Raw genomic sequence first — 12,483 nt, forward strand, 5'->3', positions numbered from 1 at the left:
TAGTAGATAGGTCATTTGGTGAGGATCAAAAGAGAATACGGAAGGAAAACGCTCGCCACGGTAGGCAATAAGCAGGCATATAGCTCTGAACAAGCTCAGATGCCAAGACAATCAATCAAGCGGTTCAGAAAAATGGGGGGGGCTAGAGTGACGACATACTTTTCTGTATTTTGCAACAAAATTTTTTTATGAGGTGGCTCTGTCATATTCGCCCGACCTAAACTCTATTGAGAAATTCTGAGCTATTATGAAACAATAAAGACAAAATTACAGAATGATATACCCTGCCTGCTTCCTTTCCGTACCTAATACTGTATGATTTACTATACAATTTTATTTACGTGGAAAAGAAAGTAAGTGGGGTAGAATCAAAAAAAATAATAGATTCTTTATAATCGTGCAAGGGTAGGCAATAAGGGATGGGTATTGTACAGTGTACTGGTATCAAATTATATATAATAAAAAAACTTTAAGTACAGTATATTAAAATAATAATATCATAGTTTCTCGATAAATTTTTTCAGGGAATAAGTTTTAATGAGAGCCTTAAAGACAATTCAGTCATTTACTTTTTTCTTACCGATGACACTTTAAAGCCCATTAAGAGTGGATCCCGCTGTTCGCAGCTTTCCTGTGTGATCCATACGCTGTTTTTAAAGCGTATTCTATTATATATTTTAATGCCATCTTTCTGAATTCTCTGCGTACCACATACTCGTGATGGTTACGCTAAAAAATTAATAATCTTCATAGGACCAATGTTGGGCTTTATAGCGACTAAATTTTGTTATCTTGTCGCCATCATGAAAAGTGTAAATCTTGCTTCATCAAGCGCTCTCCACCTTTCTTCTTGAATTCTATCACAGAATATTTCCAATCCTCTTCTGTTGAAGTTCCTGAGCAGCCCTTAAAAAATCTACAAATAAGGGGTGAGGCGCAAAGGGACGAGAGGCGAATTCAGGATGAAACTGAACTCCTATATACCAAGGGTGATCTTGACGCTCTATCATTTCTATTAAAGGGTGGTGACAAGACCATCCTCCAATTTTTAATCCAGAACGTTGAATTTCATCTAAGTAAAGATTATTAATTTCATAGCGATGACGGTGTCGTTCAATAATTTCTTTGGTTCCGTAAATACGATAGGCAAGACTTCCCTCTGTAAGCGTACACGGTTGTGCTCCAAGACGCATAGTTCCCCCCATACCCTGGCTTTTTTGGTAGGTGCGTAATACGTTGCCCTCCATCCATTGAAACATCATAGCTACAACTGGAGTTCCGGAATCTTCAAACTCTGAAGAGGTAGCATTTTGAAGAGAGGTTTCGTAACGTACCGATTCAATGACCATCAATTGCATCCCAAAGCAAATTCCAAAGGTGGGAATTTTTGCCTTGCGGCCGTAATGAATCCCTCGAATTAAGCCTTCGCTGGCGCGGCTACCAAAGCCTCCAGGAATAATAATTCCATCACATTCCTCTAGCATGATCTTTGCTTGTTTTTCAGAGTTTAGATGCTCTGCATCGATCATATAAATTTCTACAGACGTGTCTTGATGAGCGCCAGCGTGATGCAATGCTTCCTCTACTGATTTGTACGCATCAGATCCCTTAGTATATTTTCCCAAAAGGCCGATCTTTACTTTTTTTTGGCAAGATTGCATCGTGTGAATTAAAGTATTCCATGCAGAAAGGTCTGGAGATATAGAATCTCGTTCAAAATACTCCATAACTACTCCATCTAATCCTGCTTGATGATATAATAGAGGAACGGCATAGATCATGGGTGCGTCCAATGCTTCAATCACGTGGCGATGAGAAATATTACAAAACAAGGCAATTTTCTGTTTAATGGTTGTCGAGAGATGTCGATCGCTGCGGCATAGAATAATATCTGGCTGAATTCCTACCCGTTGTAGTGCCATTACGGAATGTTGAACAAGCTTTGTTTTTAACTCTGCCACTTGCTTTAAATAAGGAATCCATGATAAATGAATAAATAAACAGCGTTTTGGCCCTAAATCTCCTTTTAGTTGGCGAGCAGCTTCTAAGAATGACAGTCCTTCAATATCTCCTACGGTTCCGCCAATTTCGCACAAAATAAAATCCGTACCGGGAGGACAAGAAAGAATTTTTTCCTTAATAGCCTCTGTAACGTGGGGAATAATTTGCAAAGTTTTTCCTTGAAATTTTCCTTGGCGTTCTTTAGAGATTAATTCTTGATATAAGGTTCCTGAAGAATACCAGCCGCTATTGGTGTTACCAGTAAAGCGTTCGTAGTGTCCTAGGTCTAGATCCGTTTCTTTCCCTTGAAGGGTAACAAAAGTTTCACCGTGTTGCGTGGGACTTAAAGTTCCTGCATCCACATTTAAGTAAGGATCTAATTTTAGCAACCATACGGAAAATCCTCGAGCTTTTAGCAAAGCTCCTAAAGACGCAGTGGCAATGCCTTTTCCTAAAGAAGACATTACTCCACCGATAACAAAAATTACAGAAGGTGCATTCATCAAATATACATCTTAAGTTTGAATATATGTACCATAAAGTTCTCAAGTATTCAACATCACAAAGGTTTATAGGTAATGATTTATTAAAAAATTTTTGAAAACAAGAGAAAAAGAAAAAAATTTAAACAAAAATTTGTCTTATCATCATTATTGAGATTTTATTAAATTAATGTTAATATATTGTCATAAAAATTAACAATTAATAAAATATGTTTAAAAATTTCAAGCTATTTTTTCTAATTCTTGCCTGTATTGGTGGGATAAAAGCAAAAGCAATGAATAAGAAAGTTATTTCCGAATTATTCAAAAAAGATAAAATTGTTAAAGAAGATGTAGCATGGTTCAAAGAATATATCCAAAATGCTCAAACAAGATTCAAATCCATAGAAAAAGAATCGTTATTTAATAGATTTTTAAATCGAATCCATAGAATCCATCAGGAACTTTTTGAATGGTTTGAAGCAAAAATGCATCTTATACCATTAAAATCTATTTCGTTAGAACTTGTTTTTGGAAAGGAAATAAAGGTACACGATGTCACTAAAGAATTATTAGAAAAAATATTAGAATATCTTCGTGATGGCAGAGATATAAAAGACGAAGTAGAATATACAAAAAAAGTCTTAGCAAATTCTTCGCAGAAAAAAAAGCAATAATAAAAATTTTAATGTTTTTTTTAATCTTTTAATTAAAGGATACGATGAATATTATCAGGTCCATATCCTGGAGAAAATAGAAGCCCACCGTCTCCTGGAGAAAATTTTTAAAAAGATAAACAGTACTCCTGTGCCTTTAGAGCCATGGGAAGAACCTGAAATTAATACACTGTTCCAGATGGCAAAAATTGGAGAAAGCCATTTTAGATCTCTGAAAGGAACATACCTTTCTATTTTTCCAAAACTAATGCCTCAAAATTTAATGATAAAAGAAATTTCATGGTGTAGCATGTATTTTCTTATTTATCATGGGGGGAGCGCTTACAATCTTTTATGGCAGTATACCATGAATTTGTATGAGAAAAAAATTAATAATACTCCTGAAGGAACCTATTTGAGAGCAAAAGAACTCTTTAACGATCCAAACATCAACCCCAAAGACGATGCAAAAAAATTTTATTCATATTTTAAAAAATTAAATTTTTTTCTTAAAACGGATCAAGTATCGCAGGCTTATTTTATGTGTTTCTCCGTTGATGATACAAGTGCTCCTTTTGAATCTTCGCTCTATTTTTATAAAAACGCAAGTAATATTTCTAGGATAAAAGATACTTTAATTCAAAAATATAATGTTGAAGAAAAATTTGATCAATTAAAGAAAATCATTCACAAAAAAGGTCATCAACCTGCACTACTCCAGTTGTTTGTTAAAAAAGAATGGGCAGATGTATTTCTTTTTTCATGTGCCGCGTTTGGCGGAACAAAAGACCTAAGTGAATTTGGATTTCCTTTAGCCTCTGAAGTATTATCCAGCGTTCAATGCAACGGATTGTTATACTAAAAATTAAAAAATCAAAAAACTCGACAGTTAAGATTTTGGGCCACTTGTCCTAAAGCTTTGGATCCCGGAAATTTAATTCCTATATTTTATGGTCCTAAAGAGGCCATGAAACAAATAAAAAATATTATTGACGAAAAGTAATGAAGCCATTATCAAGATAATAAATTAATTCTTCTTGACAAAAAAGAGTTTTTAAAAAAAATGATTCCATCGTTAGTTAGTGCGTTTCCCTTATTTCAAAAAGGGAAGGGAGGGAACTTCACTGGCGCACTCTAGCACCTATCTAACCTGAAATAGCCGTACATCTTCAAAGGCAGGAGCTAAAATCTGAATCTCAAGCGGGAGCCTCGTCTCAGAAAAACCACACGGAATAGAGATTCCGAAGACATTTTCAATATTTTCAGGAACAGTCAAAATATCATTGCGGTAAATGGTCACGGGATCTTTAGTGGCCTGAGCCAGCGGAAATGCAGGCGTAGAAGTTGTAGGCATCAAGCATTACACAATACACCCCCAACCATAGGGCTGCTCTTTAAAACAATCAAAAACAAGCCCTTAGAGCCCGATGCAACAGAGCACTTATCGCCAATACGGGTCAAAAGTTAACTTGGATTTTTCCACCTCAAAGTTTTTACAAGTCCTAGCCCAACGCTACAGAAGCAAAGGAAAAAAGCAGAATATTAAGTTCAAAATTATTGCTGGCATCGTTAATCTTAAAAGCGGATTCTACTAGATTTAAAAATTGTTATGATTATACTAAAAATAGTTAAATTATAATATATTAAAAAACGCACTCATAGTCTGATATAAGCTTTGGCATAGCGTAATTTGTTGTCTAATCCATCGCTTTATATTGGCCCAGAATTTTTCTATCGGATTCAGATCTAGTGAATAGAGTGGCAAAAAAATCACCCTACACTCAAGCGATTTTATCAATTTTTTCTCTTATGAGATCTGTGGAATGAGGCATAATCTATCATCAGGGTTTTAGCGCTTTGAGTAAACAATGTTCTACGCAATGATTAACAAGATCCCTACTACAAGAGCCATTAAAAACCATGAAAGCTAGGGATTTATTATTCCAGCTATCCTATAGCTTTCTTTGGAATATGCATCACCCTTCTTACCAACCAGTTTTTTACTTCTCTTACCCTAGCTTCTGTCTTGGCAAGTAATCCTCTCTATACTACTCTTGTTCCTCTATACAAGACTTTCACGCGCTGTATTGTTTCTTGATATTTATTTCTTCAAAAGTCTCCCCAGAGGTAAAGATTTTTTATCGCTAAAGCCTAACTTTTTAAGCCTTTTATAGACAAAAGCAATGCGTGGGTTAAATAGTCTAGCGATCTCTTCGCATATTTTAGCTTTATTATTTTCAACACATATTTTTAACTGCTTTGGAGCTATTTTTTCTTTTCTGGCTAATTGTCTTTTAGGGCTTAGAAACAGGTTACCTAAACCATTTTTTTAACCTATTGAGCACTATTCTAGTGAAAGCGAGTGGAATAAACGCTTTGGCTGATGAAGTAAACCTTTTATAATCTTTGGATTGCCTTCTAAAATGATCTAACCAAGAAAATGAAGGTTCTATAAGCTACTGCCATTACTAGACCGCAACCCCCTTAGTGTACTCTGCATGTTGTACAATGCTAAGGAAAACTTCTTGTGTATGAAGATCAATCCACTGGTGTAGATATCCTTGATGCGCTAAAATGTTCACCAGCCTTGGAAATTTTTCTCTTAACCCAAATAATACTTTTTTGGCACACGTGCTATCATGAAGCCTAGCGCGGTGCTTAGCCTATAGCCCAAGGTGCCTACCCCCTAGATGTTGCTTACCTGCAACTTTCTTGCCTCCATCTCTGCATTGTTTAAAAGCGCTTAGGTTCAGGCTCTGGACATCGACGATTCCTATGCTAGGACTTTGCTGGTTCCTTCTCTTCATTCTGAGGATCTCTCTGGGTTTATTCATTAATGCTTGAATCATCTCTTTATGCTTTAGCCTATTAAAGTCATTCAATACTCTCTTCCATGACCTAAACTCTTTAGGGAGATTTCTCCAAAATCAGCCGTTTTTTGCGCTATAAACTCTGCCGTTCCATACCCGCCTAGTATCTTTAGCCGGCGGGCTTGCTTACTTTCCACCCTTCGTCTTTTAGATCACTTGTATAGCTTTTTGACATTTCTCACCTCTCTTTGATGTCAATCCTATACTTTATTCCCGCTATTTCACCTGTTTACGTGACTGGTTCTGAATGACTTCTTCTTTTTTTTACTTTGTCCACTCTCTACTTACGCTACTTTTAATCACCATAACTATTTTTTTGCTTTTATTTTGCTCATTACCCAATTTTATGTATTCTCTTCTTCTTTTTTTAAATCTAGGGTATAGAGGCTTCTTGGCATCTCTATTGTGTTTTTGTTGCGTTCCTACAATTAGCACAACTAGAGTACTGTTTTCAAGCTCACTGACTATGAGTACATGCCTAGCTTTATGGAGTGGAGGAAAAACAGTTGTCTTTTGCTACATAGAGCATACACAATAATGCGGGAACGCATGCCAGCGTACTTACTAAAATCATTCCGCTCCACCCAAAGTGCATGATAAGCCATCCTGAACACGAACTCACCAACTGGGAATTAATATGAGCCAGTGCTGTAAAAATACTTAGCTGAGTTACAGCCTGGCCCAAATTTACCGTCATGATTTGAAATGCAAATATGCTAGTTAGTGAAAAATTAAGAAGGACTCTTTGCAATATACATAAACAGGACAAGACCTCAAAAGATGCGCCAAAACTACTCACAAATAACCCTGAAAATACTATCATTTGACCCATTAATCCCCATCGCATAACACGAAATACAGAAAATTTTTGAATGCAGTACCCAGAAATAAAAATTCCTAGAGAGCTCCCCCAAAAATTCCAAACATCCTGCATACTATACTGTTGCTTGGAAAACCCCATATGCAAAAAAAATAATTCCTGATTTGGGGTCCATAAATGATCTCCCACCCGGTACAACATTACAACGAGAAAGATTTTACGAATTTGAGGACGTTGAAATAATTCTTTAATAGGAGATAAAAAATTATAATTTATTCCTTTAAATGTTTGAATGGGTGCGAGATCTAAAGAATTAAATCCTGATAAAAACAAAATACTTAATGCCATTACCATGCATCCTCCCGCTAAACAGTGATACAAGAGAGGCCAGCTCCAGGCGCATTCAGAAAAAAATAAAGCACCAGAAACTGCCATCGTCATTCCCGCTCGGTAACCGTTTAAACAAAAACTTTCAGGGAGTCCTCGAAAACTTCCAAAAATTGTATCTTTTTGGCAGGCTATCACTAACATAGAATAATTTCCATCCAACATGAATAAAAGCGCAGTACACAAAAAAAATGTTGTTCCAGAAAAAACCGTACAAAAACTTACAATCGTGAACAGGATGCTAAAGGCAATAAGATGCATAGACAACCAAAATCTTCGAGGACTAAAAGGAATCCATTTTGGTAATTTCAAAGAAAAAATTGGTCCCCAAAGTATTTTTATACTGTATCCTATTCCTAGGAGTGCTAAAATATCAAAAGTTCGAATGGACAAGCCTAAGTCGTTTCCCCAAAGCCTTGGCCAAGTACGCACAACCTTATTTAATATTCCGCCTAGAACCCCTAGAAGGCCCAAGGTCAGTAATCCCTGAATTTCACGCCTACTGATATTTTTGGATTTTATATATTTTAATAACATGTTGCCTCGATTTGGCCAAAGTTTTTAGGTCGTTGCGCAGAATATAATTGAACAATACCAGAACATAGAGGAATACACTGGGAGTTTTGAAAGCCTGCTTGAGAACATTCATCTAAAATTACAGAGGGGGGTGGAAATTCATAAATACTGTTTGATAAATATTCATACGCTTCTGCATCTCCTGCAAGCCATCGACCCAAAAAAGGAATACCATGAAGTAAATAATAACGATAAGCCCAAGCGAGCGATGGCAATACCTCAAAAGAAAATTCGAGGATCAATAAACTTCCCTCCGGAGTTAAAAGACGAAATGCTTCTTTTAACGCAAGCGTACGGCTTTTCATGTTACGTAATCCAAATGCACACACATAAACCTGAGCTATTTCAGAGGGGAGTCTCACACACTCTGCGTATGCTTGCACAAAATTTATTTCTGCAAAGGATGTTCTGTTATAGTTTCTTTGCTTAGCGCGATTCAACATTTCTTTACTGGGATCGATCATCCAAAAATTGCAAGATCGGGTATGCATTTCTGTCTGTTCTAGTACCGCTTCTGTCATAGCGCCAGTACCACAAGCCATATCAATGATAGAAAAATTTGAATATTTACTCCAAGGAATATGAGAAACAAGCGTTTTTCTCCAATAATCATCTTGGCCTAGACTCATAATCTTGTTCATTTGATCATAAACAGGGGCAATGCGATCAAATAGGGAGGATGTAGAATGCACACTATTTATCTTAATACTTTTGGAAATATTTTACCAAAGATACCCTGTTTGATCAAGGAGCACTAAAAACCCTAAAAAAATTGTTTACTGAGTGGTTATCAATTATAAAAATTGAAAATGCTTATGTACCAATCTTTTTTAAGCAGTGTAGGACTATAAAAATTTTTTAGTATAAGCGCATTTTTATTCTACTTCTCTTTTCCATGTTAAATCTCGATGCAAAAAATAATGATGATCCGTATTGTCTGGATCAATACACGTAACCCTTACCCAACCATTACGAAACAATGTTTGAAGTATAGTGTGGGTTTCAATAATTTTATCGACTAATCTCCAGGGTGCATAAATAATTGTCATGAGTCTTACAGGAGTGTGATACATCTCTGTGTCAGTTTTATAAACGGATTGAAGAGGTAATCCGATCATTAAATCACTTGCATTACCTTGCATAATACCAATTTTTCCAGTAACGTTGTGGGTAATTTTACTGCCAGAACCGTAGGCTACATTATCCAACGTAGAAAAAAGGTACTGGCTATTAATCCATTGTGCCACCACCATAGGGGCCGTCAAAATCATCCCTAAAAAGGTACCCTGAGGATCTTGAAGATAGTCATAAGAATGAAGAAAAGCACGACCTTTAAGGTCGATATTTTTAGTAAGCTCCCGAGGCGCTACAATAAAAGAGGAATTTCCTGCTAGTCCCCACTCAGGACGAACTTGGGCCCAATCCGTACTGCGACGTTGTGTATGTTTTGTACTTATATCTTTATTTCCGTGAAAATTCATACTCTTGCATCTTATTTGACTATTTATTTCTCCTGCTTTTTTAAGATCCTTTTTTAATATTTGAATTGTTTTTTTAAGAGAATCGTTATAGGTATCTGTGTCATAAATCTCTACCTCATCTCTCGTGGTATTATGCTCTGCCGCCATAAAATAAGTAGACTGCGGAATTGCAATACCTACCTCAGAAAGATAGTGTCGTACAGGCTCACTATTCAAAATTTTGGCTAAAATCCGCGCATTATTTCCTCCATGACGCCCCCCGCAAGCACCACAGTCTAAGAGTGTAGCATAAGCATTATTATGGGTAGTGCTTCCATGGCCGCACAATACTACTACAGGTGAAAAATTTTTTGTAAGTCCCAGTGTTCGGAGCACAGATTCTGCGTCCTCACATTGATCTTTGAAGGAAATACTTTCGAATACAGGGGTAATAATAGCTTTTGGAGAAATCTTTTCAATTAAGAAGTTATAGAATTTTGTTGCAAATGTGGGTGCTAAAGTTTTTAATGTCATCCAAAAGGCTGTTATAAAACCCAGCAACTCCACAACGGCAAAAGAAGTAGTAAAATTGTATTTCAGGGATTGATAAAGCGTTTTAAGTATCGTTAATCTTTGATAGTGTTTATGATCTTGAATACAGGATGCAGAAGAGCAAGAGGACACCTCCTTTACTGTATATTTTGGGCTCAGTAGAACCGGACAAGAAGAATATATTTCTTCTGTGATGGTATTTTGGATACGAACAGGCAGCCCAAAAAATCCTGAAAATCCAAAAGTCTCATAATTTCCTGTTTGCTCTAATGCTCTTCTGAAAGGTTCTGATCGAACGTCTATACAAAAAATAACTTGTGCATCTGAAGAAATAGCTTGTTTGGAGGGGTAGGTACCTGCCTGTAGTGACAGCATATTTAAAAGCGGTAAAAGATAGTCAGCTTCAGCATGATGTATTGCGGTCATAGGACTAATTTTTTTTTGATGAAGTTTCCTTAGCGTTTTATGCCACTCCAGTAAATCCCGCGCCCTTTCCCAAAGAAGATTTGTAATGATCAGTCGCATCGCTGTATACTCTATCTCTGAAACACTATGAGGATGGGAAGGGTTATCTTTTGTCCAATGAGTGCGATATTTAATATGTGCTGCCCATCCAGGTAGGGTCGTCAAGATTAAAGTCAAAAAGAGACCATGATCTTTTTTAGGGATCTTAAGCCTCAAAAGACACTCCTCCACTGCTACTTCTGGAGTGTTAGATAGCTCCAATAACCATTGTTTTTTTTTTACATTTCCACCATGAATTTGAGTGTCAAAATAGGCAAGTTTTTTCCATGCTTTATAAAGTCCCTGGGTACGAAGGGGCATTCCTATCGTGGCTTGTGCTTCATCAAAAAAGGCTTGCAACCATTTAATGGTTTGCCTATTAATCGAGGCCATAGGAGAAGGTAATTCGTTGTGCTGAAAAAGCACTCCACCTTCCAGAATCGCTTGTTCAATAGGTAACGCTTCCAACCCTTTAAGGGGATTCACTGCGACTAAATTTTTTAAAGGCCAAAACGGAGCAATAACATTCCAACTTTCTTTTACCAAATCTAAAGCATTATTAATTCTTGCAATTTTTTCACTATTTATAACAATTTCTTGATCTTGTTTATTCGGGGGAAAGATCATAATTTTATATTCTCCCTAAATCGTATCCATTATGGTGTGTAGTCACTGTAGAGGGGTGAGGTTGACTGGTATTAAGCATTTTAACATAGATATTCAACACCCAACAAGGCAATTCAGATTGGGTGTTTGAGTATCTTACGAACAAAATAAATCCCCAGGACAGTGTCATGATTATCAAAAGACTGATATGAAAGGGATGAAGAGGGTTAGGTTGCATAAGGCGTAATGGAGATAAAATTAGATCAAATACATACACATTCGTTCCATAAAGTACTGCCACAACTGTAGTCAAAGTCATCCCCAGTAAAAACCGTTTAATAGGTCTACTGCGAAGGATCATGAGTGCCAATTGGGCACCAGTAATAAAAACAATACCCACAGGAATTAGTGTTGTATCTAAAGGAAGCCATTGATGATGATTGATAATAGAAAAAACATAGCTTCCCCATGCACCACAAAGAAGAGCGCAAAAAAAACAGACTAGGTTAGGAGGATACCCTAAATCCAGTCTTGTTTCTTGCGCTGATCCTCCAGAAGCGAGAAATAAATATGCCTTGAACATCCCATGCCAACACAGATGGGCCAAGGCGGCGCCAAATAATCCTAGCCCGCATTGAACTAACATAAAGCCCATTTGCCCCATAGTAGAGCATGCCAGCATACGCTTTACGTCATACTGCATTAACTTCCACACCGATCCTAGCAGTGCACTCACGAGACCTGCGATAAAAATAACATCTAAAATTTTTGGAGTACTAAAGTAAAGTGGAGCAAAGCGTACCAATAAAAACCCTCCTCCGTTGACAATTCCAGCATGCATAATTGCCGATACTGGGGTGGGAGAATTAAGAGAGCTTGTTAACCAAAGATGAAAAGGCCAAATGGCAGATTGGGTCATAGCACTCATTAATAGCATACCTAACGCTGCGATTTCATAGAAAGAGTCATTTGAGTGGTGTACAATGTATTGAATAGAAAAACTCCCTGTGGCTCTATATAGCAGAAAAAAAGCTAGGACAATAAATACAAATCCTAAAGTAAAATTTCGAAACGCAAGCGTTCCAGATGCTTTGGCAGCTTTCCAGGTGGCTTTATGTATCATGAGTTGTGTCATCAGTATGTTACAGCAGACCCATGAGATTAAAAAAATTAATATATTATCTGAAATTGTCATAAATATAACAGAAAATATTAATAAAAAAATGTTCAAAAAGAAACGATAATAAAGCGCGTCTCCTTTCATGTAATTTTTAGAAAAAATTCCTACGATGGTGCCCATAAAACTAACCAAAGAAATCATAACAATGGAAAGTATATCTACGTGAAATAAACTAAAAACGTCTGTGATCGACATTAAATTTTCTCCATCATTATTTTAAAAATTTTTTAAGGACTTGATACATTGTTTCTTTATATTATTGAGTATATTTAGTGTTGTTTTATACTTTTAAATGAACTGTACTTGAGGGTATTATGCCACTAGAGCTCACGGTATTGCAATGCTCTTTTTTCTATATTTTCACGACTTTATTAGATATAGTAATTTAG

11 protein-coding genes are annotated in these 12,483 nt (G+C 36.5%); 2 read left to right on the top strand and 9 right to left on the bottom strand.

Annotation, left to right across the window (positions count from 1 at the left end):
* Positions 1 to 860: 860 nt before the first annotated feature.
* The gene (locus HCUR_RS03900) at positions 861 to 2,504 is read right to left on the bottom strand and encodes a CTP synthase (RefSeq protein WP_104206843.1); all 1,644 of its coding nucleotides are present in this window, start codon (positions 2,502 to 2,504) and stop codon (positions 861 to 863) included.
* A 209-nt stretch (positions 2,505 to 2,713) separates the two neighbouring features.
* Between HCUR_RS03900 and HCUR_RS03905 the strand changes: the two genes are divergently transcribed.
* Together HCUR_RS03905 and HCUR_RS03910 are read left to right on the top strand one after the other, a co-directional pair.
* A complete protein-coding gene (locus HCUR_RS03905) occupies positions 2,714 to 3,160 on the top strand; it encodes a hypothetical protein (protein ID WP_104206844.1) in 447 nt (148 codons plus the stop codon).
* Positions 3,161 to 3,338: 178 nt separating this feature from the next.
* Positions 3,339 to 4,001 carry a hypothetical protein gene (locus HCUR_RS03910; RefSeq protein WP_129591901.1) on the top strand — a complete coding sequence of 221 codons (663 nt, stop codon included), beginning with the start codon at positions 3,339 to 3,341 and terminating at the stop codon, positions 3,999 to 4,001.
* A gap of 279 nt (positions 4,002 to 4,280) precedes the next feature.
* Here HCUR_RS03910 and HCUR_RS03915 read toward each other — a convergent pair whose 3' ends face one another.
* From HCUR_RS03915 to HCUR_RS03945, 8 genes are all read right to left on the bottom strand, one after another.
* Positions 4,281 to 4,493, bottom strand: coding sequence for an amidase family protein (locus HCUR_RS03915; RefSeq protein WP_104206846.1), 213 nt, complete (start codon positions 4,491 to 4,493; stop codon positions 4,281 to 4,283).
* A 279-nt stretch (positions 4,494 to 4,772) separates the two neighbouring features.
* Positions 4,773 to 4,937, bottom strand: coding sequence for a transposase (locus HCUR_RS10190; protein ID WP_104206847.1), 165 nt, complete (start codon positions 4,935 to 4,937; stop codon positions 4,773 to 4,775).
* A gap of 303 nt (positions 4,938 to 5,240) precedes the next feature.
* Positions 5,241 to 5,450, bottom strand: a complete 210-nt coding sequence (locus HCUR_RS10195) for a hypothetical protein (RefSeq protein ID WP_129591905.1) — start codon at positions 5,448 to 5,450, stop codon at positions 5,241 to 5,243.
* A 567-nt stretch (positions 5,451 to 6,017) separates the two neighbouring features.
* A complete protein-coding gene (locus tag HCUR_RS09835) occupies positions 6,018 to 6,146 on the bottom strand; it encodes a hypothetical protein (RefSeq protein ID WP_279337454.1) in 129 nt (42 codons plus the stop codon).
* 347 nt (positions 6,147 to 6,493) lie between these two features.
* A complete protein-coding gene (locus HCUR_RS03930; protein WP_104206849.1) occupies positions 6,494 to 7,753 on the bottom strand; it encodes an MFS transporter in 1,260 nt (419 codons plus the stop codon).
* A complete protein-coding gene (locus tag HCUR_RS03935) occupies positions 7,744 to 8,484 on the bottom strand; it encodes a ubiquinone/menaquinone biosynthesis methyltransferase (protein WP_104206850.1) in 741 nt (246 codons plus the stop codon). The genes HCUR_RS03930 and HCUR_RS03935 overlap by 10 nt, the downstream gene beginning before the upstream one ends.
* A 183-nt stretch (positions 8,485 to 8,667) precedes the next feature.
* Positions 8,668 to 10,935 carry a DUF2309 domain-containing protein gene (locus tag HCUR_RS03940; protein WP_104206851.1) on the bottom strand — a complete coding sequence of 756 codons (2,268 nt, stop codon included), beginning with the start codon at positions 10,933 to 10,935 and terminating at the stop codon, positions 8,668 to 8,670.
* A 4-nt stretch (positions 10,936 to 10,939) separates the two neighbouring features.
* Complete coding sequence (locus HCUR_RS03945) at positions 10,940 to 12,289, bottom strand: proton-conducting transporter transmembrane domain-containing protein (RefSeq protein WP_104206852.1); 1,350 nt, start codon at positions 12,287 to 12,289, stop codon at positions 10,940 to 10,942.
* Between the last annotated feature and the right edge of the window lie 194 nt (positions 12,290 to 12,483).

Source organism: Holospora curviuscula (assembly GCF_002930195.1).
Lineage (GTDB): Bacteria > Pseudomonadota > Alphaproteobacteria > Holosporales > Holosporaceae > Holospora > Holospora curviuscula.